General features: G+C 63.6%; 24 protein-coding genes and 1 pseudogene. 15 read left to right on the forward strand and 10 right to left on the reverse strand.

Annotated elements, in window-relative coordinates:
• Nucleotides 1-6 precede the first annotated feature (6 nt).
• Nucleotides 7-1,482, forward strand: a complete 1,476-nt coding sequence (locus KI243_RS18220) for an amino acid racemase (protein WP_017126081.1) — start codon at nucleotides 7-9, stop codon at nucleotides 1,480-1,482.
• Nucleotides 1,483-1,486: 4 nt separating this feature from the next.
• On the opposite strand, the gene KI243_RS18225 is transcribed toward KI243_RS18220, so the two are convergent.
• Entirely contained in the window at nucleotides 1,487-2,041 is a 555-nt protein-coding gene (locus KI243_RS18225) for a TetR/AcrR family transcriptional regulator (RefSeq protein ID WP_103032467.1), read from the reverse strand.
• A 102-nt stretch (nucleotides 2,042-2,143) separates the two neighbouring features.
• Here KI243_RS18225 and KI243_RS18230 point away from each other — a divergent pair, with 102 nt between their 5' ends.
• Complete coding sequence (locus KI243_RS18230; RefSeq protein WP_017126082.1) at nucleotides 2,144-2,926, forward strand: SDR family oxidoreductase; 783 nt, start codon at nucleotides 2,144-2,146, stop codon at nucleotides 2,924-2,926.
• A 142-nt stretch (nucleotides 2,927-3,068) separates the two neighbouring features.
• On the opposite strand, the gene KI243_RS18235 is transcribed toward KI243_RS18230, so the two are convergent.
• The gene (locus tag KI243_RS18235; RefSeq protein ID WP_212809616.1) at nucleotides 3,069-3,965 is read right to left on the reverse strand and encodes a DMT family transporter; all 897 of its coding nucleotides are present in this window, start codon (nucleotides 3,963-3,965) and stop codon (nucleotides 3,069-3,071) included.
• A 132-nt stretch (nucleotides 3,966-4,097) separates the two neighbouring features.
• Here KI243_RS18235 and KI243_RS18240 point away from each other — a divergent pair, with 132 nt between their 5' ends.
• A complete protein-coding gene (locus KI243_RS18240) occupies nucleotides 4,098-4,535 on the forward strand; it encodes an Lrp/AsnC family transcriptional regulator (protein ID WP_017126084.1) in 438 nt (145 codons plus the stop codon).
• A 218-nt stretch (nucleotides 4,536-4,753) separates the two neighbouring features.
• Nucleotides 4,754-5,809: a permease gene (locus KI243_RS18245; RefSeq protein ID WP_212809618.1), complete on the forward strand. Its 1,056-nt coding sequence runs from the start codon at nucleotides 4,754-4,756 to the stop codon at nucleotides 5,807-5,809.
• 138 nt (nucleotides 5,810-5,947) lie between these two features.
• Here KI243_RS18245 and mnmH read toward each other — a convergent pair whose 3' ends face one another.
• Both mnmH and selD read right to left on the reverse strand, forming a co-directional pair.
• Nucleotides 5,948-7,042: a tRNA 2-selenouridine(34) synthase MnmH gene (gene mnmH / locus KI243_RS18250; RefSeq protein ID WP_212809620.1), complete on the reverse strand. Its 1,095-nt coding sequence runs from the start codon at nucleotides 7,040-7,042 to the stop codon at nucleotides 5,948-5,950.
• Nucleotides 7,042-8,076 (reverse strand): selenide, water dikinase SelD, encoded by a 1,035-nt coding sequence (gene selD, locus KI243_RS18255; protein WP_017126087.1) that lies wholly within the window; start codon nucleotides 8,074-8,076, stop codon nucleotides 7,042-7,044. The genes mnmH and selD overlap by 1 nt, the downstream gene beginning before the upstream one ends.
• 225 nt (nucleotides 8,077-8,301) lie before the next feature.
• Here selD and gltP point away from each other — a divergent pair, with 225 nt between their 5' ends.
• The 6 genes from gltP to KI243_RS18285 all read left to right on the forward strand — a co-directional run bounded on the left by gltP (nucleotide 8,302) and on the right by KI243_RS18285 (nucleotide 13,642).
• Complete coding sequence (gltP, locus tag KI243_RS18260) at nucleotides 8,302-9,627, forward strand: glutamate/aspartate:proton symporter GltP (RefSeq protein ID WP_212809622.1); 1,326 nt, start codon at nucleotides 8,302-8,304, stop codon at nucleotides 9,625-9,627.
• Nucleotides 9,628-9,887: 260 nt separating this feature from the next.
• Complete coding sequence (locus KI243_RS18265; RefSeq protein ID WP_177107962.1) at nucleotides 9,888-10,727, forward strand: helix-turn-helix domain-containing protein; 840 nt, start codon at nucleotides 9,888-9,890, stop codon at nucleotides 10,725-10,727.
• Nucleotides 10,728-10,826: 99 nt separating this feature from the next.
• On the forward strand, nucleotides 10,827-11,735 hold the full coding sequence (locus KI243_RS18270) for a PhzF family phenazine biosynthesis protein (RefSeq protein WP_212809624.1): 909 nt from the start codon (nucleotides 10,827-10,829) through the stop codon (nucleotides 11,733-11,735).
• Nucleotides 11,725-12,237 carry a RidA family protein gene (locus tag KI243_RS18275; protein ID WP_212809626.1) on the forward strand — a complete coding sequence of 171 codons (513 nt, stop codon included), beginning with the start codon at nucleotides 11,725-11,727 and terminating at the stop codon, nucleotides 12,235-12,237. The genes KI243_RS18270 and KI243_RS18275 overlap by 11 nt, the downstream gene beginning before the upstream one ends.
• 120 nt (nucleotides 12,238-12,357) lie before the next feature.
• Nucleotides 12,358-13,185 carry an AraC family transcriptional regulator gene (locus KI243_RS18280; RefSeq protein WP_212809628.1) on the forward strand — a complete coding sequence of 276 codons (828 nt, stop codon included), beginning with the start codon at nucleotides 12,358-12,360 and terminating at the stop codon, nucleotides 13,183-13,185.
• Nucleotides 13,186-13,264: 79 nt separating this feature from the next.
• Entirely contained in the window at nucleotides 13,265-13,642 is a 378-nt protein-coding gene (locus KI243_RS18285) for a cupin domain-containing protein (RefSeq protein ID WP_212809629.1), read from the forward strand.
• 63 nt (nucleotides 13,643-13,705) lie between these two features.
• On the opposite strand, the gene fabV is transcribed toward KI243_RS18285, so the two are convergent.
• Entirely contained in the window at nucleotides 13,706-14,902 is a 1,197-nt protein-coding gene (gene fabV / locus KI243_RS18290; RefSeq protein WP_212809631.1) for an enoyl-ACP reductase FabV, read from the reverse strand.
• A gap of 217 nt (nucleotides 14,903-15,119) precedes the next feature.
• Between fabV and KI243_RS18295 the strand changes: the two genes are divergently transcribed.
• Nucleotides 15,120-16,064, forward strand: a complete 945-nt coding sequence (locus KI243_RS18295; RefSeq protein WP_017126095.1) for a sensor domain-containing diguanylate cyclase — start codon at nucleotides 15,120-15,122, stop codon at nucleotides 16,062-16,064.
• A 150-nt stretch (nucleotides 16,065-16,214) separates the two neighbouring features.
• Here the strand turns inward: KI243_RS18295 and KI243_RS18300 are convergent, their stop codons facing one another.
• Nucleotides 16,215-17,543 carry an OprD family porin gene (locus KI243_RS18300; protein ID WP_212811223.1) on the reverse strand — a complete coding sequence of 443 codons (1,329 nt, stop codon included), beginning with the start codon at nucleotides 17,541-17,543 and terminating at the stop codon, nucleotides 16,215-16,217.
• Between the two features lie 256 nt (nucleotides 17,544-17,799).
• On the opposite strand from KI243_RS18300, the gene KI243_RS18305 reads away from it, so the two are divergent.
• Complete coding sequence (locus KI243_RS18305) at nucleotides 17,800-17,994, forward strand: hypothetical protein (protein WP_146049170.1); 195 nt, start codon at nucleotides 17,800-17,802, stop codon at nucleotides 17,992-17,994.
• 78 nt (nucleotides 17,995-18,072) lie between these two features.
• Here the strand turns inward: KI243_RS18305 and KI243_RS18310 are convergent, their stop codons facing one another.
• The 4 genes from KI243_RS18310 to KI243_RS18325 form a co-directional block, all read right to left on the reverse strand.
• Nucleotides 18,073-18,840 carry an ABC transporter permease subunit gene (locus tag KI243_RS18310; RefSeq protein ID WP_177118072.1) on the reverse strand — a complete coding sequence of 256 codons (768 nt, stop codon included), beginning with the start codon at nucleotides 18,838-18,840 and terminating at the stop codon, nucleotides 18,073-18,075.
• A gap of 2 nt (nucleotides 18,841-18,842) precedes the next feature.
• A complete protein-coding gene (locus KI243_RS18315) occupies nucleotides 18,843-19,769 on the reverse strand; it encodes an extracellular solute-binding protein (RefSeq protein ID WP_177118073.1) in 927 nt (308 codons plus the stop codon).
• Nucleotides 19,770-19,958: 189 nt separating this feature from the next.
• Nucleotides 19,959-20,183, reverse strand: coding sequence for a hypothetical protein (locus KI243_RS18320; RefSeq protein ID WP_212809633.1), 225 nt, complete (start codon nucleotides 20,181-20,183; stop codon nucleotides 19,959-19,961).
• A gap of 62 nt (nucleotides 20,184-20,245) precedes the next feature.
• Nucleotides 20,246-20,509, reverse strand: a complete 264-nt coding sequence (locus KI243_RS18325) for a DUF2790 domain-containing protein (RefSeq protein WP_212809635.1) — start codon at nucleotides 20,507-20,509, stop codon at nucleotides 20,246-20,248.
• A gap of 257 nt (nucleotides 20,510-20,766) precedes the next feature.
• Here KI243_RS18325 and KI243_RS18330 point away from each other — a divergent pair, with 257 nt between their 5' ends.
• The 3 genes and pseudogenes from KI243_RS18330 to KI243_RS18340 all read left to right on the forward strand — a co-directional run bounded on the left by KI243_RS18330 (nucleotide 20,767) and on the right by KI243_RS18340 (nucleotide 23,914).
• The gene (locus KI243_RS18330) at nucleotides 20,767-21,738 is read left to right on the forward strand and encodes an MBL fold metallo-hydrolase (RefSeq protein WP_177118076.1); all 972 of its coding nucleotides are present in this window, start codon (nucleotides 20,767-20,769) and stop codon (nucleotides 21,736-21,738) included.
• 126 nt (nucleotides 21,739-21,864) lie between these two features.
• The gene (locus tag KI243_RS18335) at nucleotides 21,865-22,605 is read left to right on the forward strand and encodes a response regulator (RefSeq protein ID WP_017126102.1); all 741 of its coding nucleotides are present in this window, start codon (nucleotides 21,865-21,867) and stop codon (nucleotides 22,603-22,605) included.
• A pseudogene (locus KI243_RS18340) lies at nucleotides 22,602-23,914 on the forward strand (HAMP domain-containing sensor histidine kinase). The gene KI243_RS18335 and the pseudogene KI243_RS18340 overlap by 4 nt, the downstream one beginning before the upstream one ends.
• Nucleotides 23,915-23,955 lie beyond the last annotated feature (41 nt).

The following is a 23,955-nucleotide window of genomic DNA, read 5'->3' on the forward strand; positions in this document are numbered from 1 at the left end:
GTCATCATGAAAGCAAACAACCCCAGCACACCCGGCAAGACCTTCGGCATCGTCGGGGGCCTCGGCTCGCTGGCCGGAGGCGACCTGTTCTTCAAGCTGATCAGGAGCCGTTCGGTACTGGCCGATCAGGGCCGCTATCACTTTCTGTTCGAGCAACACCCATTCAAGGATGTGCTGCTGCCACTGGACCGCGACGCCAGCATGAGCTCACGCAAGTTCTATGCGTTCCAGATGTGCCAGTCCCTGGAGAGTGGCGGTGCCGATGCCATTCTGCTGCCGTGCTTTGCCAGCCATACCTTTCGCGAGGAGATCCAGGCCGAGCTGGACATCCCGGTATTCGACCTGCTCGGCGCGTTGCGCCAGCAGGTCGAGCGGACATTGCCCCGGGGCAGCCGGCTGGGCGTGCTGACCTCGGACTATGTGCGCCATGGCGGGTTGTTCGAGCGCTACTTCGGCGCCGACCATGAACTGGTCTATCCCGGCGATGCCACTCAGGCCCGCCTGATGGACGCCATGTACGGTGTCGACGGGATCAAGGATGGCTGTTTCGACGGACCGCCCCTGGAACACCTGCACCAGGCCTGCCTGGAACTGCTGGAGCAGGACGTGGCGCTGATCCTGCCAGGCATGACCGAGCTGTCGCTGGTCAGCCTCGATCTGCAACGCCGCGGCGTTCCGTTGCTCGATGCCAACCAGCTCTACGCCGACTACGCGACCCGGGCCAGCGACCAGCGTCCGCCGCCGCGGTTCAAGCTGGGCATCGTCGGCGGTGTCGGCCCGGCGGCGACGGTCGACTTCATGGCCAAGGTGATCCGGCACACACCGGCGGACAAGGATCAGGACCATATCAGGATGGTGGTCGAGCAGAACCCGCAGATTCCCGACCGCACCGCCAACCTGCTGCACCAGGCCACCGACCCGAGCATGGCGCTGTACGCCACCTGCAAACGCCTGGAGCAGGAAGGCGCCCACGCCATCGCCATTCCCTGCAACACCGCCCATGCCTTTGTCGAGCGCATCCAGCCTTACCTGCGCACGCCGATCATCAATATGCTCAGCGAGACCGTCCGCCATATCGCCGATCGGCATGGCGCGGGGAAAATCGTCGGCTTGCTCGCCACTTCGGGCACCCTGCAGAGTCGTGTCTACCATGAGGTTGCGCAGCAGCTGGGACTGCGGCTGATCGAGCCCGAACCGGCGGTGCAGGCGCTGGTCATGGCGGCCATCTATGGCGAACGGGGCGTCAAGGCCGGGTACACCGACGGCCTTTGCCGCGAGCAGTTGCTCGAAGCCGCCGACCATTTGTGCCAGGCCGGGGCATCGGTGCTGATCCTCGGGTGCACCGAACTGCCCCTGATCCTGCCCCATGCCGAGCGGTTTGCCCTGGACAGCGGCGTGGTCAGCCTGATCGACCCGACCACCCTGCTCGCCCGATGCTGCGTGCGCCAGGCGCTGGCCTGCGAGCCGCAACCCGGCGCCTGAGCCGTCAGGCGGGCCGGTCTTTCTCCAGCAACCAGTCGCGGGTGTCCTTGAGTAGTTCATCGGCCATCAGCGGATCGTCACACACCCGCGCCAGCACCATGGCACCGACCATCGCCGCCCAGTTGCCGGTGGCGGCGCGGCGTTTTTCCCCGGCGGTGGCACCGGGCAAGCCTTCGCTCAGGCGGGCGATCTGGCGCCGGATGCTGCTGCTCATCTGCGCCCGCGCCTCGGGGGCCTGGCGGCTGGTTTCCGAGGCCAGGCCGGCCATCGGACAACCGCCGGCACAGTCTTCGCGGTGCGCGGTACTCAGGTACTGCGTGACATAAGCCGCCACATCGGCTCCCGCCGGCGGCGCCGTGGAAAACACATGGGCCAGGGACTGGGCCACCAGATCGTCCTTCGAGGCGAAATACCCGTAGAAACCACCATGGGTCAAGCCCGCGGCCTTCATCACCTGCGCAACCGTGACCGCCTCATAGCCGTGGGCCCGAAACAGCCGGCTGGCGGCCTCGAGGATATTCACGCGGTTTTGCGCAACCTGCTCGCGACTGACTTTCATCCGAACCTCCGCTGATAGGCTTGACAGTATACATGACAGCGATCATATTTACTAAACATGACATACATCATGATTAAATCAACGCAACGAGGATTACTTGCCATGACCGTCAAACCTGCCGTCCTGATCACAGGCGCCTCCACCGGTATCGGCGCCGTCTATGCCGACCGTTTCGCCAAGCGTGGACACAATCTGGTCCTGGTTGCCCGGGACAAGGCCCGCATGGATGTGCTGGCCGAGCGCCTGCGCGGCGAAACCGGCGTGACGGTGGACGTGCTGCAGGCCGACCTGACCGATGCCAACGACCTGGCCCGCATCGAAACACGGGTCAAGGACGATGCCAGCATCGGTATCCTGATCAACAACGCCGGCATGAACGGCACCGGTACCTTTATCGAGCAGACGCCGGACGTGGTGAGCCAGATCATCAACCTCAACATCACCGCCCTCGCCCGTCTGACCAGCGCCATCACCCCACGCCTGGTCAAGGCCGGTGGCGGCTCGATCATCAACGTGGCGTCGGTGGTCGGCCTGGCCCCGGAAATCCAGTTGACGGTCTACGGGGCGACCAAGGCCTTCGTGCTGTTCCTCAGCCAGGGGCTGAATATCGAACTGGGCGCCCAGGGGCTGTATGTGCAGGCGGTGTTGCCGTCGGCCACCCGCACCGAGATCTGGGAGCGTTCCGGCAAGCGGGTCGAGGATCTGTCAGCCGTGATGGAGGTCGATGACCTGGTGGATGCGGCGCTGGTGGGCTTTGATCGCCGCGAAACCGTGACCATTCCGCCACTGCCGGATGAAGGCCAGTGGCAAGCCCTGGAAGCCGCGCGCCTGGCGATGTTGCCGAACTACATGCAGGTGCTGCCGGCGGCGCGTTATCGCAACTGATTCAGGGGCATGATCGTTCCCACGCTCCAGCGGGGGAATGCCTTTGCGGACGCTCTGCGTCCGCTCTTGTGACGCAGAGCGTCACGGGCTGCATTCCCACGCGGAGCGTGGGAACGATCAGTACGATCAGTGGGAACGATCATTATCCGCGCGCTGCAACCCGGCGTGCCCAGGGCGTCCAGCCCTGTTGCATTCCCGCGGCCGCCAGCAGGATCGCGATCACGCCGAGCCACTGCAACAGCTCCAGGCGATGGCCGAAGGCGAACCAGTCGACGAAGATCGCCGCAATCGGATAGATGAACGACAGCGCTCCGGTCAGGGCCGTCGGCAACTTCTGGATCGCCCCATACAACAGCACATACATCACGCCGGTATGGACGATACCCAGGGTCAGCAGGCTACCCCAGGCACTGGCCTGCGCCGGCAGTCCTGACACATTCGCCCATGGCGCCAGCAACAGCACGCCGGTACAGACCTGGATCAGTGCGATCAGATGCGGCGGCGTCCCCGCCAGGCGCTTGATGATCAGCGCGGCAAATGCATACAACAGCGCCGCCCCCAGGGCCATGCCGATGCCCAGCAGGTAGTCGCCGCCACTTTCCCCCTGTTGCCCATGGGCACTGACAATCGCCAGCATTCCGGCAAAGGCCAGGGTCAGCCAGAACAGTTTCTGCACGGTGATCTTCTCGCCGAGAAACAGCGCGGCCAGCCCCACCAGCATGAAGGGCTGGACGTTGTAGACCGCCGTGCCGATGGCAATCGAGGCCCGCGAGTAGGAAGCGAACAACAGCACCCAGTTGCCGACGATCGCCACCCCGCTGAGCACCGCCAGCAGGAAGGTGGTCCGGGTCAGCATGCCCGGCCGCAAAAAGCCCATGGCGGCGCAGATCGCCAGCAGGGTCAGCGCGCCGAACAGGCAACGCCAGAACACCACGTCCAGTACCGGCTGGCCGGACACCAGCACGAACCAGCCGATGGTTCCCGAGATCAACATGGCCGCGACCATTTCCAGCGACCCGCGATGCAGTGATTGATGCATGATTCGACTCCTTGGCAGATGACAAAAGTATGCCAAGCGGGCCTGGCGCTTCTCCAGCGTCTATGACAGGCTGAATATCGAACTTGCCTTTTTTATCAAGGCAGAATCTTCATATCACCTTACGAGGTCAGTATGACTGACGCGATTGACCAACTCTTGCTCACGGCGCTGATGGAAGACTCGCGGCGCTCCCTCAAGGCCCTGGCGCAGATCAGCGGGCTGTCCTCGCCCAGCGTCGCCGAACGCCTGCGTCGCCTGGAGGAACGCGGGGTGATCAGGGGCTACACCGTCGAAGTCGAGCCCAAGTCCTTCGGTTACCTGTTGCAGGCCATCGTGCGTATCCGGCCGCTGCCCGGGCAGTTGCAGGTGGTGGAGCGACAGATCCAGGCCATCCCGGAATTCACCGAATGCGACAAGGTCACCGGCGACGACTGCTTTATCGCCCGCCTGCATGTGCGTGACATGGAACAGCTGGATACCCTGCTCGACCGCCTCAACAGCCATGCCGAGACCAACACCGCCATCGTCAAGAAAACCCCGGTCAAGCGGCGCCTGCCACCGATGACCTGATCCCGCACAGGTTTTGATCGTGGCCATGCTCCGGCGTGGGCATGCCTTATGGGACGCTTCGCGTCCGCTCAAAAGCTTCGCGGGCAAGCCCGCTCCCACGGTGTCAAGCCGGCAAGCCCGCTCCTACAAGGCTTTCGGCGGGGAATGACGTGGCGAAGGCCAGGGCCTGGGTTATCATTCACCCATCATCCTTCACTCGCTTCCGGACACCGCGCCCCATGACTTCACTTACCTCCACCACCCCTGCCCGGGGTTGGTCGCTCTGGTGGAAACCGTTGCTGTTTCTCGCCATCGCCGCCATCGGCCTGTACTACGTCAAGTGGTCGCCCTATTACGCCAAGGCCTTTGTCGCCGCCGACAGCCACAGCATCGGCGCGTCGATCATCAATGACAATCCGGCCTCGCCGGTCGCCGCCGCGCTGGCCTATGCCCAGGTGTATTTCCTGGCGATCTGGAAAGCCGCGGTCCTGGCGGTGATCCTCGGCTCGTTGCTGCAGGTGCTGATTCCCAAGGACTGGCTGCTGCGCCTGTTCGGTCGCGCCGGCTTCGGTTCGACCCTGCGCGGCGGGCTGTTCGCCCTGCCCGGCATGATGTGCTCGTGCTGCGCGGCCCCGGTGGCCGCGGGGATGCGCCGGCAGAATGTCTCGGTCGGCGCGGCACTGGCATTCTGGATCGCCAACCCGGTGCTCAACCCGGCCACGTTGGTGTTCATGGGCTTTGTACTGGGCTGGGGCTTCAGTGCGATCCGCCTGGTGGCCGGCCTGGTGCTGGTGCTCGTGGTATCACTGATCGCCCAGCGCATTTCGCGCCCGCAAACCCTGCCCGAACCGGCCGTGGAAGCGGTGGCCGAAGCCAGCAACGCGGACACCCGGGGCTTCTTCGCCCGCTGGGGCAAGACCCTCTGGCAATTGTTCTGGAGCACCATTCCGATCTATATCCTGGCGGTCCTGCTGCTGGGCGCGGCACGGGTCTGGCTGTTTCCCCATGTCGACGGGGCGATGGGCAACAGCCTGCTGTGGCTGGTGCCGCTGGCGATCATCGGGACATTGTTCGTGATTCCGACGGCAGCGGAAATCCCTATCGTGCAGACCATGATGACCCTGGGCCTGGGCACCGCCCCCGCTGTCGCGCTGCTGATGACCCTGCCGAGCATCAGCCTGCCGTCGCTGCTGATGCTGCGCAAGGACTTCGATGCCCGGGTCCTGGTTACCGTGGCCGTGCTGACCATGCTGGTGGGGGTCGTCAGCGGCCTGGTGGCGGTGGTGATTCTCTAGACCCACCGAGGCCCCGTATGGGAGCGGTGCCTGCCCGCGAAGCTTCTGGCGGCCTCCAGGCCCTCTTCGCGGGCAAGCCCGCTCCCACAGGTTCTGCTCCGACACAAGCCCGTTCCCATAGGCGGCATCTTCAGACTCTCAGGTGCGCCGACGGGCGCTGAGGTACTCCAGCACCGCCGCCTGCTCGCCGGCAAACTCGATGCGCGCACCTTTGCTTTCCCGCTGGAAGGCATACATCGGGTCGTAGTATTCGTTGAGCAGGCCCTGGATCCAGGCGCGGTGCAGGTCGACACTGCCGCTGCGCTCCTGCTCCGCCAGGGCATCGGCCATCAACCCGCGCATGCGCTGATGACGCTCGCCGCCCAGGCGCTTGTGGATGTTGTCGAGGCTCGCCAGCAACCGCTCGGCGAACAGCTTGAACCCCTGCTCCCCATGCACCTCGACAAATTCCGCGCAGAGCTGCACCACATAGTCGCGCAGGATCCGCTCGACCCGGCTTTCCAGGGTGTCTTCGAGCCAGACCATGGAGAACTGCTGCATGCCCTGGTACAGCGCCAGCGGCAAGGCACAACGTCCGACCATGCGGCTCTCGTCTTCCAGCACGAACTGCCCGATACCCCGGGCACGCTTCTTCAGCAGGTCCACGGCCAGGCGGTTTTCGAAGTCGATATTGGATGGCTGCCCGGTGGCGCGCTTGCCGAAACTGGAACCGCGATGATTGGCGTGTCCCTCCAGGTCCAGGCTGTTGTCCAACTGGACGATCACATCGGTCTTGCCGGTCCCGGTCATGCCGCCCAACAGCAGGAAGTCGGCTTGCGCCACCGCCTGCTCGATACTCTGCAGCAGGAAGGTACGCATGGCCTTGTAGCCGCCGGTCACACGCGGATAGTCGATCCCGGCTTCCTTGAGCCATTGCTGGACGATCTGCGAGCGCAGGCCGCCACGGAAGCAATACAGCACGCCATCGGGATGGGCCCGGGTGAAATCGGCCCAGGCCTGCAGCCGGTCCGCCTTGATATCGCCGGACACCAGCTGGTGACCGAGGACAATGGCCGCCTGCTGGCCGTGCTGCTTGTAGCAGGTGCCGACCCGCTGGCGTTCCAGGTCGGTCATCAGCGGCAGGTTGATCACGCCGGGAAAGGAGCCCTTGGCGAATTCGACCGGGGCCCGGGTGTCCATCATCGGCACATCGTTGAGAAACAGTTCGCGGTAGTCGGTGATATCGCCGGACATCAGAGCACCTCTACCGCGTGGCTCTGTCGCTCCACCAACTGGCCGATGGGCTCCAGGGCCAGGCCCAGTTCGGCGGCGACGGCAAGAAACTCCGCCTGGCCTTCGGTCGTGACCGCCACCAGCAGGCCGCCGCTGGTCTGCGGGTCGCACAGCACGCGCTTGTGCAGTTCGCGCAGGGGGCCGACCTTGCTCGCATAGCTGTCGAAATTGCGCAGCGTACCGCCGGGCACGCAACCCTGGTCCAGGTAGTACTCCACCGCCGGCAGGCGCGGCACCTGTTCATACACGATGCGCGCGGTGAGACCGCTGCCGTCGGCCATCTCCACCAGATGCCCCAACAGGCCGAAGCCGGTGACATCGGTCATCGCGGTCACGCCCGCCAGCTTGCCGAAGCGGCTGCCAGGCTTGTTCAGGGTGCACATCCAGTCGCGGGCCACGCCGACGTCCTCGTTGCGCAGCTTGCCCTTCTTTTCCGCGGTGGTCAGCACGCCGATGCCCAGGGGCTTGGTCAGGTACAGGGTGCAACCGGCGGTGGCGGTGTCGTTGCGCTTCATATGGCGCTTGTCCACCAGGCCGGTGACGGCCAGGCCGAAGATCGGCTCGGGGGCATCGATCGAGTGCCCGCCGGCCAGCGGGATACCGGCGGCGTCGCAGACGGCGCGGCCGCCACGGATCACTTCACGGGCGATTTCCGGCGCCAGGACATTCACCGGCCAGCCGAGAATGGCGATGGCCATCAGCGGGTCGCCGCCCATGGCGTAGATGTCGCTGATGGCATTGGTGGCGGCAATCCGACCGAAATCGAAGGGATCGTCGACGATCGGCATGAAAAAGTCGGTGGTCGAGACCACCCCACGTTCCTCATCAATGGCATACACCGCCGCGTCGTCGCGGGAGGCGTTGCCGACCCAGAGCTTCGGGTCCAGGTTCTGGGCGCCACTGCCGGCGAGGATCACTTCCAGCACCTGGGGCGAAATCTTGCAACCACAGCCTGCGCCGTGGCTGTACTGGGTCAGGCGAATCGGTTCGCTCATCGGTACACCTCGCGATCTCAAATTCACCGAGTCTAACAGAGCCGCCGTCGCTCAGCCCGTACGAGCCATGGCCCAATCGTGAGCATGGCCGGCCCGATCGGCATCCATGAGTGCCGATCCGAAGCTCAACATCGAACTGCGCTACCGCTGCACGGCACAAGCGGCGAGCCTCTGCTCACCCCGGCGCCCCGCATCTACATCTAACAACATGGGAACCCACCTACTATGACCAAGGCAAAACTGAGCCTCGCCTGGCAGATCGTGATCGGTCTGATCCTGGGCATCGCCGTCGGCGCGCTACTCCATCACGCAGGCAGCGACAAGACCTGGTGGATCGGCACGATCCTGCAACCGGCGGGCGACCTGTTTATCCGCCTGATCAAGATGATCGTCATCCCGATCGTCATTTCCTCGCTGATCGTCGGCATCGCCGGGGTCGGCGACGGCAAGAAGCTCGGACGCATCGGCTTCAAGACCATGGTCTATTTCGAGATCATCACCACCCTGGCGATCATTGTCGGGCTGGTCCTGGCCAACCTGTTCCAGCCGGGCCATGGCATCGACATGAGCCTGCTGGGCACCACCGATATCTCGCAGTACGAGAAGACCACCAACGAGGTCCAGGCAAACCACGCCTTTATCACCACCCTGCTGAACCTGGTGCCGTCCAATGTCTTCGCGGCCATCGTGCGCGGCGACATGTTGCCGATCATCTTTTTCTCGGTGATGTTCGGCCTGGGCCTGTCGAGCCTCAAGGACGAGTTGCGCCTGCCGCTGGTGAGTGTGCTGGAAGGGGTGTCCCAGAGCATGTTCAAGGTCACCCACATGATCATGCGTTATGCCCCGCTGGGGGTGTTCGCGCTGATTTCGGTGACGGTCGCCAACTTCGGCTTCGCCTCGCTGTGGCCGCTGGCGCGCCTGGTCAGTCTGGTCTATGCCGCCATCGCCTTTTTTGGCGTGGTGGTGTTCGGCCTGGTGGCCCGCGCCTGCGGCTTCTCGGTATTCAAGCTGATGCGGATCCTCAAGGCCGAGATGATCCTCGGCTATTCCACCGCCAGTTCGGAAACCGTGTTGCCACGGATCATCGAGAAGATGGAAGCCTACGGTGCACCGCGAGCCATCAGCCGCTTCGTGGTGCCGACCGGCTACTCGTTCAACCTCGACGGTTCGACCCTGTACCAGAGCATCGCGGCGGTCTTTATCGCGCAGTTGTACGGCATCGACTTGTCCCTGGGGCAACAGGTCACCCTGGTGCTGACGCTGATGGTCACGTCCAAGGGTATTGCCGGGGTGCCGGGGGTATCCTTCGTGGTGCTGCTGGCGACGCTGGGCAGCGTCGGGATTCCCCTGGAAGGACTGGCCTTTATCGCCGGTGTCGACCGGATCATGGACATGGCCCGCACCGCCCTGAACATCGTCGGCAATGCCCTGGCGGTGCTGGTGGTGGCCCGCTGGGAAGGCATGTACGACGATGCCGTTGGCGAGCGCTACTGGAAATCGCTGTCGAAGCCACAACCAGACGACGAGCAGGCGTTTGTCCCGGTGCGTTAACGGATAGACTAGGCTCGCCACAGAGGCCTTCGGTGTTCTGGCGGGCCCTATCGCCAGCAAGCCGGCTCCTACAAGTTTTGCGCACGACACTATCTTCGTAGTGGAACGCCAGCCTGTAGGAGCCGGCTTGCTGGCTCCTGCAAGTTTTGCGCACGACACTATCTTCGTGGTGGAACGCCAGCCTGTAGGAGCCGGCTTGCTGGCGATGGACGTGAACGATGACGCGATCCCCCTGAATGACCACCCTGGAGGTCAATCCCATGGCCCATTTATCGCCCAAGCTCAGCGGCATGTCGCCCGATGTGTTCCGTTTCGAGATCAGCGAAAGCACCGGCTATGCCCAGGACTGGCACGCCCACGACTGTCATATGCTGCTGTTGCCGCGTCAGGGCGGGTTGTTCCTGTCCACCGAAAGCACGAGCAACGCGGTGCACGTCTCGCGCCAGGCGTTTTCCCTGGTGCCGGCGGACTTCGCCCACTCGACCCAGGCCGCCCCCGGCCGGGAAAGGCACATCACGCTGTATATCGACTCGAACTACATCGCCCACCATGGGCAGCTCGCCGGCTACGACCGCTTCGCCACCCAGGCCACGCGCTCCGGGATCTGGCAGGGCAGCGAAGCACTGGACAGCATCCTGCGCCTGCACGACCAGCTCGCCCGGGCCTCGTCCGCCGAAGCCTTCAATCGCCAGTTGCCGCATCTCAATCACCTGCTGTTCGAGGAGTGCGCACGACTGATCGCGCGCCAGCAGCCGACGCTGCAAGGCACCGAGAGCCATCGCAACGCCTTGCTGGTGCGCGACATCCAGATGTACGTGCGCGATCACCTGCAGGACAACCTCGATGTCGACACCATCGGCTACCAGTTCCACTTGTCGCGCCGCCACCTGACCCGTCTGTTCAAGGCCTTTGCCGAGGAAACCCTGGTGGACTTCACCAACCGCACGCGGGTGGAGACCGCCGCCCGGCTGATTTCCAGCACCTCGCTGTCGATCCTGGAAGTCAGCCTGGCGGTAGGCATCGATTCACCCTCCTACCTGGCCCGCCTGTTCAAGCGTTACCTGGGGCGGGTGCCCAGCGACCTGCGCAAGCCTCATTGAGGCATGGCCCAAATGTCCGCATCGTCGACCCGATCGACCTAGAGCCGTCCCGGCGCCATTGCCACAATCGACCTCGTCTCCCGTCTTTCGAGGTCTGGTATGAGTGATGTACAGGTTGTAGAAGTGTTCAAGTCCAAGCGCGGCGGCGGCAACCCGGCGCCCATCGTCGTCGATGCCGAAGGCCTCGCGGCCGAGCAGATGACCGCCATCGCCCGCGCCTACGGTCATGAAAGCGGTTTTGCGTTCAACCCCGAACAACCCGGCGCCAACGACTACCGCTTCCGCTTTTTCGTCCCGCTGCACGAAATGAACATGTGCGGCCACGCCACCATCGGCACGGTCTGGCTGCTGCACAAGCTCGGCAAGCTGGACCGCAGCCGGCTGTCCATCGAGACCCTCAGCGGCACCGTGACCGCCCATGTCCAGGACGGCGGACTCGAAGACCCGTTTATCGAGATTTCCCAGCCCCTGGGCACCGTGGAAACGCTGAAGCGTCCGGAGCTGCGCGGGCAGATCATTGAAGCCATCGGCCTGCAGCCCGCCGATATCCTCGATCTGCCGTTCCTCAACGCCGCCACCAGCCGGGTCAAGACCCTGATTCCGGTGAGAAGCCCCGAGTTGCTGGACGCCGCCCGGCCCGACTCGCCACGGATCGAAGCCTTGTGCGAGCTGCTGGACTCCACCGGTTTCTACCTGTTCTGCCCGCACCCTGGCGTCGAGCGCCAGTTCGACAGCCGCCAGTTCCCCAAGGCCTCGGGTTACCCCGAAGACGCCGCCACCGGCATCGCCGCGACGGCCCTGGCCTTCGGCCTGCTGGAGTACGGGATGATCGAGGCCGGTGAAACGCCGATCCTGGTGCATCAGGGCCGCGCCATGGGGCGTCCTTCGGATATCTACGTACGCTTCGACCTGGGCCACGGCGGCACCACACCGACCGGCTGTTTTGTCGGCGGCTACAGCGCCTTTGCCACCGAGCAACAGCCGGCGGGAGACGTTCATGGCGCCTGATCCGAAGCCCCAGTGGCTGCCGTTCAGTGACCTCCTGCCGCCGTTCAAGGCCCGGCTGGAGGCACTCTACCCCGATCCGCCGCAGCGTTTCGTGGCCCCCCTGCACTTCCAGCTGGGCCTGCGCGACGGCAACCTGCTGTGGGTGTCCGGCCAGGTGCCGCGCTACAACGAGGAAATCCGCCATACCGGGATCGTCGGCCAGCAACTGTCGATCGAGCAGGCCCGGGAAGCCGCGCGCCTGTGCCTGGCGAACTTCCTGTCGATTGTCGCGGCGGCCTGTGACGGTGACCTGGAACGGGTCGGGCAGGTGGTGCGGATCACCGGTTACGTGCGTGCCCAGGCCGAGTTCGGTGCCCAGTCCGACGTGATCAATGCCGCTTCCGAGGTGCTGACCCAGGTATTCGGCGAGCGCGGCCGGCACGCCCGTTCGGCCATCGGCGTGCATTCCCTGCCCGGTGGCGCGGCAGTCGAGATCGAGGGGGTGGTGCGCCTGCGGGACTAGAGGGCGGCACTGGAGCTTGGCGCCAAGCAGAGCCCGGCATTTTCCTTTACTATCCGAGGACGCGGACATTCGGCCAGGCCGGTGCCGCGTATCTCGGTCAGGAAAAGGGCAGGCAGGGCCATGGGCAAGCAAACGCCGAATGTCGACTGGGTGCAGCGCGCACCGCAGTCCAACCAGATGGAACGCTTCGAAGCGTTCTTTTCCGGGCACGGCTTCACGCTCCACCGCCACGACACCTACGCCATCGGCCGCACCCTGAGCGGCGTGCAGAGTTTCAAGTATCGCGGCAGCCAGCGTCACAGCCTGCCCGGCGGCACCATGGTGCTGCACCCGGACGAGGTGCACGACGGCGAGGCCGGAACCCGCGACGGCTTCAAGTACCGGATGATCTACCTGCAGCCTTCGCTGATCCAGTCGGCCCTCGGCGGCCAGCCCCTGCCCTTCGTGCCCGGCGGGCTGAGTGCCGATCCGCGTCTGCGGGTCGCCACCGAAGCCTTGCTGCAGAGCATGGACAACGCCCTCGACCCGCTGGAAGAACAGGATGCGATCTTCGACCTGGCCCAGGCCCTGAACGCGGTCTGCGGTGCGCCGGGCAAACGTCGCAGCTTCGACTACCAGGCGGCGGAGCGGGCCCGCGAGTTCATTCACAGCGCGCTGGACCGCACCGTAACCCTCGATGAACTGGCCGAGCACAGCGGTCGCGACCGCTGGAACCTGTGCCGCGACTTCCGCCTGCTGTTCGGCACCAGCCCCTATCGCTACCTGAGCATGCGCCGGCTGGACCTGGTCCGTTCGCTGCTGGTGCAGGGCCACTCGCTGAGCGAGGCCGCGCTGATGGCCGGGTTCACCGACCAGAGCCACATGACCCGCCAGTTCCGTACCACCTTCGGCCTGGCCCCGGGACACTGGCAGAAAATGCAGCGACTGGCCGGCAACCCACGCCGCTGAGGCGTTGCACGATCGTACAATAATCCCCGGGTGGACGGCGCTAGGCTGGCGGTTCGTGATTTCCCCGGAGGCCGGTCCCATGAATACCCCGCAGACACTCTTACCCGTCAACTTCGCCGAAAAACTTGGCCTGTTCACTGATCAATGGCAGCCCAGGGTCGTCGCCGAAATGAACGACTATCAGTTCAAGGTGGTGAAGATCGAGGGGGACTTTCTCTGGCATGCCCATGCCGAGACCGATGAAACCTTTATCGTGCTGGAAGGCGTACTGCGCATCGATTTTCGCGACGGCCAGGTAACCCTGGGACAGGGAGAGATGGTGGTAGTGCCCAAGGGCGTCGAGCACAAGCCTTACGCGGAAAAGGAAGTGAAGATGCTACTGGTGGAACCTCGTGGCGTATTGAACACCGGGACCGAGGGCGGCGAGCGCACTGCTGTCAACGACCTGTGGATCTGAGACGCCAGGACTGACGCCACAACCTCCTGCGGGGCGAACTCAAGTCCGCCCCGCAGGCCTTTCTCAAGCCTGGATCACGTTGGGGATAGCCACGTCCGGGCTGGTGTCCGCCTCGTAGTCCACGCCTTCGATACCGAAGCCGAACAGACGCAGGAACTCGGCCTTGTAGCCGGCGAAGTCGGTCAGTTCATTGAGGTTTTCGGTGGTCACCTGGTCCCACAGCTTGCCGACCAGATCCTGCACTTCAGGCGCCAGTTCCTTGTAGTCGGCACGCAGGCGACCGTCTTCGTCGAGAATCGGCGTCGGCGAGTACAGGCTGTCCTTGTACAGGCCATAGACCTGCTCGATGCAGCCTTCGTGGACGCCCTGCTCCTTCATCACCTTGAACAGCAGCGACAGGTACAGCGGCATGATCGGGATCGCCGAGCTGGCCTGGGTCACCACGGCCTTGAGTACCGATACCCGTGCGTCGCCGCCCTTGGCCGCCAGACGCTCGCGAATCTTCAGGACCTTCTGGTCCAGGTCCTTCTTGGCCGCGCCAATGGAACCGTTCCAGTAGATGTCGTGGGTCAGCTTTTCGCCCAGGTAGGTGAAGGCGGTGGTTTTTGCGCCGTCAGCCAGCACGTCGGCTTCGTCCAGGGCATCGATCCACAGTTGCCAGTCTTCGCCACCCATGACCTTGACGGTGCCGTCGATTTCTTCCTGGGTCGCCTGCTCCAGGGTGGTCTCGACAACCACTTCCTTGTCAGTGTTCAGGCCACGCTGGGTGATCGACTTGCCGATCGGCTTGAGTGTCGAGCTGTAGACTTCGCCGGTCTTCGGGTCGGTACGGCGTGGTGCCGCCAGGCTGTAGACCACCAGGTCGATCTTGCCCAGGTCGCGCTTGATGGTTTCGATGGTCAGGCGCTTGACCTCGTCAGAGAAGGCGTCGCCATTGATACTCTTGGCGTACAGGCCCTCGGCGTCGGCGAACTTGTGGAACGCCGCGCTGTTGTACCAGCCGGCGGTGCCGAGCTTGCCTTCATCGCCTTCACGCTCGAAGAACACCCCGAGGGTCTTGGCGCCGCAACCGAACGCGGCGGTAATGCGTGCGGCCAGGCCATAGCCGGTGGAGGCGCCGAGCACCAGGACGTTCTTCGGTCCATCATTGACCGGGCCTTGCTGGGTGACGTAGTCAATCTGTTGCTTGACGTTGGCTTCGCAGCCCACCGGATGGGTGGTCACACAGATAAAGCCACGAACGCGTGGTTTGATGATCATAAGGTCCCCTTTTCTCTTAGGCCGATATCGACACTGACGATTGCAGCGTCGCGGATTCTAGTCATAGACGTTCAAAAAGCCGATGCGTCACTGCTTTTACAACACAGGCCCGCGCGGGGAAAGCAAAATCCCTTGCCTTGCATCGCCTGGATCTTGATTCCGCGCCGTGTGCGCAACATTCTAGCGCCCATCTCCGCCAGCGAAGCCTGACCCGACCATGAGCGCCACGCCTTCCGCCGAAACCGATAGTGACGTGTACAAGACCCTGCTTGAATCCACCAAGGCGATTCCCTGGCGAATCGACTGGCGGACCATGACCTTCAGCTATATCGGCCCGCAGATCGAGACCTTGCTGGGCTGGACCCCGGACAGCTGGGTCGGGGTCGATGACTGGGTGGCGCGCATGCACCCGGATGATCGCGAATACGTGGTGAACTTCTGTGTGTCGCAATCCAAGGCCGGCGTCGACCACGAGGCCGATTATCGCGCGCTGACCAGCGGCGGCGACTACGTGTGGATCCGTGACGTGGTGCATGTGGTGCGCAAGGACGGCGAAGTCGAGGCGCTGATCGGCTTCATGTTCGATATCAGCGAGCGCAAGAAGACCGAGGAACACCTGATCCGCCTGCAGAAGCAACTGGAGGAATACTCGTTCCAGGACGGCCTGACCGGCATCGCCAACCGCCGCATGTTCGACACCGTGCTCGCCCGCGAGTGGGAGTATGCCCAGAACAACCAGTTGCCGCTGTCGCTGATCATCCTCGATATCGATTTCTTCAAGCAGTACAACGACCACTACGGGCATATCAAGGGTGACGAAGCCCTGCGCCAGGTGGCACAGACACTGTCCCTGGCGACCAATCGACCACGGGACTTCATTGCCCGGATCGGCGGCGAGGAGTTCATCTGGCTGTTGCCGGAAACGCCAGCGGACAAGGCCCGGCAAGTGGCGGAGAAATGCCTGCAACTGGTGCGCCAGCAGCAGATCGAGCACGAGAAGTCAGCGGTTTCCGGGCTGTTGAGCCTCAGCCTCGGGGTGGGCACCATCCGCCCCGCGGTCGATGAGGCGGCACTGAGCTTTGTCGAGAAGGTCGACGAACTGCTGTACCGGGTCAAGCGCAACGGCCGGATGGGTGCCGAGTACGGCAATTTCAGCGACTGATGGGCATGCCTGGAATGCAGAACATGTAGGAGCCGGCTTGCCGGCGATGGCGGCCGCAAGAACGATACGGAATTCAAGGGCCTCATCGCCGGCAAGCCGGCTCCTGCAGGGACGTGTCGGGCGCGCGAGCGGTGCGCGCCCGTCAATCCATCACAGAATGGAGATCGGATAGTCGAGGATCAGGCGGAACTCCTTCACGTCGCCCTCGGCCTGGTCGTTATTGGCGGTATGCCAGGCCTGGCGCATGCGCACCGAGAGATCCTTGAGCGGCCCGGCCTGGACGATGTACTTGGCTTCCAGGTTGGTTTCGTGATGGCTGCCGTCCTCACCGTACTGGTAGTTGCGATACGGGCTGTCGGCGGCCATCTTCGTACCGTCGATATCATCGCCGTAGACATAACGGACCATGAAACTCAGGCCCGGCACACCGTAGCTGGCCATGTTCAGGTCATAACGTCCCTGCCAGGACTTTTCCCCCGGACCGTTGAAGTCCGAATACTGCACGGAGTTGGCAAGGAAGATCGAATCGCCCGTATCGCCAGGGCCGTTAGTGCCAAAGGCCACATAATCGAAAGGTGTATTGCCATGCACTTTCTGATAGGCCACGGTCACTGTATGGGCCGTCAGGAAAGTATAAGCGGCCGCCAGCGACCAAGTAGTGTTATTGATACTGCCGGCCTTGGCCTGGCCTTCGTCATTGGTGCGGTAGATATTGAAATCGAAGTTCAGCGAGTTGCCTTCGGAGAATGGCAGGGTGTAGTTGGCGTTCGCGTAGTACTGGCGCCAGATATCTTCCAGTTCGGAGCCGTAGAGACTGAACAGCAGATTGTCATTGACCGTGTACTTGCCGCCGACATAATCGATGCTCTTGGCGGCTATATTGGCGTAGGAAGCAAACAGGTCATGGTCGTGGTTGGTGGTGACCGGACCATTGCCTCCGGTGAAGTGCCCGGCATCCAGGTCCAGCCCGGCGATCTCGCTGCTCAGCAGGTTGAAGCCGGTGGCGGTCTGCGGCATCAGGCGCGTGCCGCCGGCGGCGAACACCGGCGCGGTGGGTTGCAGGTCGCCGAAACGCAATTCGGTCTTGGAGATCCGCACCTTGAGTGCGCCACCCGCCGTACTGTAGTCATCTTCCGGCGAACCGTCGCGTCGTACCGGCAGGTTGCCCGTGCCAGAGGTCCCGGCGCCCCCGTCGAGCTTGATGCCCCAGAAGCCGTAGGCGTCCACGCCAAAGCCGACCGTGCCCTGGGTGAAGCCGGAACTGAAGTTGCCGAGCACGCCCTGGGTCCAGTCCTTGCGGTCCGCGTTGCCGTTCTTGCGATCGCTGTTGTAGTAGTAGTTCTTGAGATGAAGATTGAGGCTGCTGTCTTCCACCAACCCCTTGCTATCGGCCTGATCGCTGACCGCGGCGGCGCTCGCCATCTGGCTCAGCCCCAGTGAAACCGCCAGTGTGACCAGGTTCCATTTTGCCGACTTGATTGCGCTCCTCATTACACTTCCCCTTGGTTCTATCAATAAGGCATCCAGCGCCAACCGTGGGCTGCGCAAGAAGGTTGCGGGTCCGGGCGGATGGTCGAAGGAAACCGGGTAATGGCAGGCGAGCTAATACAGCGATGTCGTGCTCGATGGTCACGACGCAATGACAGGCTCATGCCCTTCTTGTTGTATCGGGTGCTCCCCGAGTGGCGATTTTTTAGCATGAGCGCCGATACAATCCGGCAGGTTTGTATCAATAGTGACTATTGATACGGGTGATAAGCGATCATCGAACGACAGTGGTACTGTTCTCGCCGATGGCAAAGTTATGCCTCAATTATTTTCCGGTGCGTTGCTGGAACAGTTATTGGGCCATACTCTTCTTCATCATCCTTTGGTTAAGACTTTAGCTACTGTACCTGGTGCAGTAGCTTTTTTTAACCGGAAACAATAATTCATAACTTGATCAATTCAAGGAACTTGTCGTGGACGCTATTCCTGGTTGCCATGCAAATAACAACATTTGCCCGCGCTACCCTCTGGTCGTCCGACCAAACGCCGACAGGCACCACAGCGGAAACGGCAAGGTCACCAGCAGCAGCAACCAGAGCAAGGCATAGACCGCGTCGACCCCGTCGTTCTGCAGGTTGACGAACAGTTTGACCGGAATGCCCTGGGGGAAATAGGCAAAGACCATGACGATGCCGAACTCGCCGATCACCCGGACCCAGACAATCGCCAGCCCGGCGGCCAGCGCCCGCGCCGCCAGAGGCAAGGTAACGCGCCACAGCACCTGGACACTGGAGCAACCCAGGCCACGCGCGGCCTCTTCCAGGGACAACGGCACCGCCTCGAACGCCCCACGGGCCGCCAGGACAAAATAGGACAGGCCGCCATACAACTGGGCCAGGATAAACGCCGGTGCATTGTTGGTCAGCGATACGCCCAGTCGCGCCAGCGGCCCGCCGAGGGTGCCATAGGGCCCATAGGCCGAGACCAGCAGGATGCCCATGGCCAGCGGCGGGGTCAGCAGCGCCATCAGCACCAATGATTCCACACCCCGCTTGAACGCCGAGCGGGTCCGCGCCAGCCAGTGGGCCAGGGGCAGGCCCAGCAGCACGATCAATGCGCTGGATACCAGACTCAGCCCCAGCGACACACCCAGCGCACTCCAGTCGCCATAGGCGAGTTGCAGATGACTCCAGGCGGTTTCCCGTACCAGCGCCAGAAACGGCAGGCCCAGCAGCAGGACCGCCGGCACGCACAGCCAGGTCGACAGCCGCAGGCCCAGGATCGACATCGTCAATTGACCAGCGCATCGCCCTTGGGCCGGCCATAACCATCATGGGCAAACAGCGCCTGGCCTTCGGCCGACTGCATGAAAGCGACAAAGGCCTTGGCCTGCGCGGGATTCGGCGCATTCTTCAGGACCGCCGCGTAGAACACCAGCGGTTGCGGACGCAGGACCTGATCCTTGCCGGCCTTGTCCTTGAGACTGAGGCTGACCGTGTCATACCAGTCCTTGGCGAACGCCGGGTTGCTCAGGTTGATCTCGTCCGGCAACGCCACATAGGGCAGGCCCGCCGACAAGGTCGCACTCTCGTAGCCCGAAGCCGCGTCGACCTGCCCGGCCTCCAGGCGCGTCAGCAAGCCACCTTCGCCAAACACCTGGGCCGGGTTCTGTACATCGCCGAGCACCCGCTGCGCCAGGCCCGGCTGCCGGTAGTATTTTTCCGCCAGTTGCATGGCGAACACGATGTTCTGGCCTTGGGGATCGGTCGCCGCGTCGGTCCGGCCAAAACGCAGCCCCGGCTGCTGCAGCACCTGCCACCAGGATTGCTCGGCATTCGCCGCCTTGCTCGCCTCTAACGCCTTGGCGAACGAACTCCTGGGGTTATAGGCGATCACCATGCGTGTGCTGGCCACCGGCACCGCCTCATCCACCAGCCCGGCCTGGCGAAGAATCTCGATGGGCCCCGGGGTGATCGAGACGAACACATCCGCCACCACCTTTTTCGAGGCGAGCATGCGCGCCAGGCCATAGGCGCCCTCGCCCTGCCCCTGGTAAGTCAGCTGGTGCTGCCGGGCAAACGCCGGCCCCAGGGACTTGTCCATGACCACGCCCATGGAGCCGGCATAGGTGACGTGCAGGGTCTCGGCTGCCTGGACGACCAGGGACATCGACAACGCCAATCCGCCCAGGGCCATTTTCCACAGATGCTTGCTCATGCTGTCGCTCCACCGCTATAGGGTCATGTATATAGCGGCGCAGCCTAACGCCCCGCACAAAGGCAGGGAACGGGGCTGGCGCGGGAAAGCACGATATTGAGACTTGGGCGCTATCTTTTGTCCGTTAGCCTTGGCCGGCGACCCGGGCGCCCGGCACTCGGGCCGGGACGCTGGGTCAGCGGGAGCCGTTCAGGCCTGGGCACTGGTCTGTTGTTCCTCCAGATAACGGCCTTGCGGCGTACGGCTGGAACCGTTCTCGCCCAGCAAGGGCGCAGACGGCTGGGCGGCCACGGGTGTCAGCTGGAAACATACGCCGTCCGGGCATTGGCGCTTTTCGGTAGCGGCATCGGCGTGCACCGCGGCACCGGCCAGGGAGAAAGCAATCGCGCTCAGGTAGGTTTTAATGGGGTTCATGGCATGCACTCTCGTATCAGGAATAGAAGGCAAAACAGGGCAAAGGCAAAACGACGCAAGGCTTATCCCCCTTCGTGGCAGATATCGGAAAACTTGCGGTAGTCGAGGATGTGCGGCTGGCCCTGGGAGTCGAGGTAGCTCATCTGGGCATTGACCACGCCGCATTCCGGACCGGCTTCCTGGGTCAGGGACAGCACCTTGCGTACATCCAGGTGAGTGCCGTAGCTGTAGGTTTGCGGCTGCACCTGGGCTTCGGCCCGGGCAGACAGGGTGCAGATGTTCAGGGCGGCAAACAGGCAGGCGGCGTAGATGACTTTGGTGTTCATGAGGGACTCCCGTCGGTAGTTGGATTCAGTGGGCCGAGCGCTGTTGTCTCGATGGGGCCCATTGAATGCCCGGCAGGTATCCCGAGTGTGTCGCGAACCGGTGGCTGTTAAACCTCAAGTGTCTGGAGCCGCCTGGGATACACAGCGATACACACCAACGAAAAAAGTACGGCGAACAACATGCGCGCTGGAAATATCCTGGATACATGACTGCGGTGAACTGCATCACCGACATGATCGACGCAAGGAATCAGACAATGCCTTTCCCGAAAAACCTGCTGCTGGGCGCGACCCTGCTCAGCCTGCTACTGGGCAGCGGCGGCCTGCTGGCCGCACAGGAAACACCCGCCCCCGCCGCGCTGGAAATGCTGGTACTGGGTTCCGGCGGCCCCGGTGCCAACGGCCGGGCAGGCGCGGGTTATGCCCTGCTGCTGGATGGCACGCCACGCATCCTGGTGGATGCCGGCCCCGGCACCTTCGCCCGGATCGGCGAGGCCAGGCTCGACCTGCGCAAGCTGGATATCGTGCTGCTGACCCACCTGCACGTCGATCACGCCGCCGAGCTGCCGGGCATCATCAAGGCCCGCGCCGTGAGCACTCGCACCGATATCGACTTCCGGATCTTCGGCCCCGGCGCCAGTACACCCACCACCGCCGGCAACGGCAAGCCCGGCGCGCGCTTCCCCGCCACCAGCCAGTTTGTCGACCTGCTCTTCGGTACCTTCGGCGCCTTCAGTTACCTGGAGGATTTTGCCGGGCATGTCAATTTCGACGTCACCGACCTGTCCGCCCCGACCAGTACCGACGACGATACACCCCAGGTCATCCTCGACCAGGACGGCCTGCTGATCAGCGCAACGATCGGCCATCACGGCGACGCGCCAGCCGTGATCTACCGGGTCGACTACAAGGGCAAGAGCATCACGTTCAGCGGCGATATCGACACCCACGGCCATGCCGCGCTGGCCCGCATCGCCAAGGGCTCGCAACTGCTGGTGTTCAACGATCCGGTGCTCGACCCGCCCAGCGCCCCGCCGATTCTCTACACCCTGCACAGCGCCCCCGTCGATATCGGCAGGATCAGCCATCTGGCCGGGATAACGCACCTGCTGCTCAGCCACCTGCCCAACGACACCGACGAGTTCCGTGACGCCGCCAGCCGCTCCATTCGCCAGAACTATCGCGGCCCGCTGGATTTCGCCGAGGATGGGCAGCGAATCCGTCCCTGAGCCGGCTTTTTTGAATATCCATGTATCCGCCGCCCACCAGATACACTGCAATACAAAGCACCGCAGGCAAGCACCACGGCCCCGGTTAGACTGGGCCATGACTCATTTTTGACAGAGGTTGAAACGATGGAACATGTCGATCACATTCTGATCGTGGACGATGACCGGGAGATCAGGGAGCTGGTGGGCAACTACCTGAAGAAAAACGGCCTGCGCACCACCGTCGTCGCCGACGGCCGGCAGATGCGCGCCTTTCTCGAAACCACCCCGGTCGACCTGATCGTGCTGGACATCATGATGCCCGGCGACGACGGCCTGCTGCTGTGCCGTGAGCTGCGCGCCGGCAAGCACAAGACCACCCCGGTCCTGATGCTGACCGCTCGCAACGATGAGACCGACCGCATCATCGGCCTGGAAATGGGGGCCGACGACTACCTGGTCAAGCCGTTCGCCGCCCGCGAACTGCTGGCCCGGATCAATGCCGTGCTGCGCCGCACACGGATGCTGCCGCCCAACCTGGTGGTGACCGAAAGCGGTCGCCTGCTGGGCTTCGGCCGCTGGAAACTGGACACCACAGCCCGTCACCTGCTGGACGAGGACGGCACCCTGGTGGCCCTCAGCGGCGCCGAGTATCGCCTGTTGCGGGTGTTTCTCGACCACCCGCAGCGGGTGCTCAATCGCGACCAGTTGCTCAACCTGACCCAGGGCCGTGACGCCGACCTGTTCGACCGCTCCATCGACCTGCTGGTCAGCCGCCTGCGCCAGCGCCTGCTGGATGATGCGCGGGAACCGGCCTATATCAAGACCGTGCGCAGCGAAGGCTATGTGTTCTCCCTGCCGGTGGAAATCCTCGGTGCCGAGTCATGAAACGCGTCCTGCACTGGCCGCGAACACTGGCGTCGCGGCTGTCGCTGATTTTCCTGATCTGCCTGATCCTGGCCCAGGCGCTGTCCTTCGCCGCACAAGCCTATGAGCGCTACGAAAGCGCGAAGAACGCCATGCTCGGCAATCTGGAAACCGATGTGTCGACATCCATCGCCATTCTCGAGCGCCTGCCGGCGGTGGAGCGCGACAGCTGGCTGCCCCGCCTGGCGCGGCACAACTACAGCTACCTGCTGGACGAAGGAACCCAGGGCGTGCCCATGAGCGCAGGCGACCTGCCGGTTGCCGTGCCCTCGATCGAGGACGCCCTGGGCCCGGACTACCCGGTGACCTTCAACGATATCCCGGCCCGCAGAAACACTTCCAGGCGCACCTGACGCTCAAGGATGGCAGTCCGGTGACCATCGACGTACGGCCGGCGATCATGCCCATGCTGCCCTGGCTACCGGTGGTCCTGCTCGGGCAATTGCTGCTGATGCTCGCCTGCACCTGGCTCGCCGTACGCATCGCCGTGCGTCCGCTGACCCGCCTGGCCCAGGCCGTGGAAAACCTCGACCCCAATACCCACGGCGTGCACCTGGACGAAGCCGGCCCTTCCGAGGTCGCCCATGCCGCCGCCGCGTTCAACGCCATGCAAAAACGAATCGCCGACTACCTCAAGGAACGCATGCAACTGCTGGCGGCGATTTCCCATGACCTGCAGACCCCCATCACCCGCATGAAACTGCGCGCCGAGTTCATGGACGAGTCCACGGAAAAGGACAAGCTCTGGCAGGACCTGGGTGAAATCGAACACCTGGTGCGCGAAGGCGTCGCCTATGCCCGCAGCGTGCACGGCGCCACCGAAGTCAGTTGCCGTATCGACCTGGATTCTTTCCTCGACAGCCTGGTATTCGACTACCAGGACACCGGGCAGGCAGTGGAATTGATAGGCAAGAACGGCGCGCTGATCGACATTCGCCCCCATGCCCTGCGCCGGGTGCTGGTCAACCTGGTGGACAACGCCCTGAAGTTCGCCGGTTCCGCCCAACTGGTGGTGACTTCGAAGGACAACCAGGGCCTGTCGATCCTGGTGCTCGACCGCGGTCCGGGAATTGCCGAGGACGAACTGCAGGAAGTGCTCAAGCCTTTCTACCGTGTGGAAAGCTCGCGCAATCGCAGCACCGGCGGCACCGGCCTGGGGCTGGCAATCGCCCAGCAACTGGCGGTCGCCCTCGGCGGTGCGCTGACCCTGAGCAACCGCGAAGGCGGCGGCCTGTGCGCGGAACTGCAACTGGGGACGGCTCAGCACTGACCGTTCCCGCGACGGCGTGTCTCGGACCGGCGAGGCACACC

The organism is Pseudomonas sp. Ost2 (assembly GCF_018326065.1).
In the GTDB taxonomy this organism is placed as follows: domain Bacteria; phylum Pseudomonadota; class Gammaproteobacteria; order Pseudomonadales; family Pseudomonadaceae; genus Aquipseudomonas; species Aquipseudomonas gingeri.

What these genes read in the sequence shown, in the direction of transcription:
- KI243_RS18220 (WP_017126081.1), top strand. Translation starts at nt 7, where the DNA reads ATGAAAGCAAACAACCCCAGCACACCCGGCAAGACCTTCGGCATCGTC.
- KI243_RS18225 (WP_103032467.1), bottom strand. Translation starts at nt 2,041, where the DNA reads ATGAAAGTCAGTCGCGAGCAGGTTGCGCAAAACCGCGTGAATATCCTC.
- KI243_RS18230 (WP_017126082.1), top strand. Translation starts at nt 2,144, where the DNA reads ATGACCGTCAAACCTGCCGTCCTGATCACAGGCGCCTCCACCGGTATC.
- KI243_RS18235 (WP_212809616.1), bottom strand. Translation starts at nt 3,965, where the DNA reads ATGCATCAATCACTGCATCGCGGGTCGCTGGAAATGGTCGCGGCCATG.
- KI243_RS18240 (WP_017126084.1), top strand. Translation starts at nt 4,098, where the DNA reads ATGACTGACGCGATTGACCAACTCTTGCTCACGGCGCTGATGGAAGAC.
- KI243_RS18245 (WP_212809618.1), top strand. Translation starts at nt 4,754, where the DNA reads ATGACTTCACTTACCTCCACCACCCCTGCCCGGGGTTGGTCGCTCTGG.
- mnmH (WP_212809620.1), bottom strand. Translation starts at nt 7,042, where the DNA reads ATGTCCGGCGATATCACCGACTACCGCGAACTGTTTCTCAACGATGTG.
- selD (WP_017126087.1), bottom strand. Translation starts at nt 8,076, where the DNA reads ATGAGCGAACCGATTCGCCTGACCCAGTACAGCCACGGCGCAGGCTGT.
- gltP (WP_212809622.1), top strand. Translation starts at nt 8,302, where the DNA reads ATGACCAAGGCAAAACTGAGCCTCGCCTGGCAGATCGTGATCGGTCTG.
- KI243_RS18265 (WP_177107962.1), top strand. Translation starts at nt 9,888, where the DNA reads ATGGCCCATTTATCGCCCAAGCTCAGCGGCATGTCGCCCGATGTGTTC.
- KI243_RS18270 (WP_212809624.1), top strand. Translation starts at nt 10,827, where the DNA reads ATGAGTGATGTACAGGTTGTAGAAGTGTTCAAGTCCAAGCGCGGCGGC.
- KI243_RS18275 (WP_212809626.1), top strand. Translation starts at nt 11,725, where the DNA reads ATGGCGCCTGATCCGAAGCCCCAGTGGCTGCCGTTCAGTGACCTCCTG.
- KI243_RS18280 (WP_212809628.1), top strand. Translation starts at nt 12,358, where the DNA reads ATGGGCAAGCAAACGCCGAATGTCGACTGGGTGCAGCGCGCACCGCAG.
- KI243_RS18285 (WP_212809629.1), top strand. Translation starts at nt 13,265, where the DNA reads ATGAATACCCCGCAGACACTCTTACCCGTCAACTTCGCCGAAAAACTT.
- fabV (WP_212809631.1), bottom strand. Translation starts at nt 14,902, where the DNA reads ATGATCATCAAACCACGCGTTCGTGGCTTTATCTGTGTGACCACCCAT.
- KI243_RS18295 (WP_017126095.1), top strand. Translation starts at nt 15,120, where the DNA reads ATGAGCGCCACGCCTTCCGCCGAAACCGATAGTGACGTGTACAAGACC.
- KI243_RS18310 (WP_177118072.1), bottom strand. Translation starts at nt 18,840, where the DNA reads ATGTCGATCCTGGGCCTGCGGCTGTCGACCTGGCTGTGCGTGCCGGCG.
- KI243_RS18315 (WP_177118073.1), bottom strand. Translation starts at nt 19,769, where the DNA reads ATGAGCAAGCATCTGTGGAAAATGGCCCTGGGCGGATTGGCGTTGTCG.
- KI243_RS18320 (WP_212809633.1), bottom strand. Translation starts at nt 20,183, where the DNA reads ATGAACCCCATTAAAACCTACCTGAGCGCGATTGCTTTCTCCCTGGCC.
- KI243_RS18325 (WP_212809635.1), bottom strand. Translation starts at nt 20,509, where the DNA reads ATGAACACCAAAGTCATCTACGCCGCCTGCCTGTTTGCCGCCCTGAAC.
- KI243_RS18330 (WP_177118076.1), top strand. Translation starts at nt 20,767, where the DNA reads ATGCCTTTCCCGAAAAACCTGCTGCTGGGCGCGACCCTGCTCAGCCTG.
- KI243_RS18335 (WP_017126102.1), top strand. Translation starts at nt 21,865, where the DNA reads ATGGAACATGTCGATCACATTCTGATCGTGGACGATGACCGGGAGATC.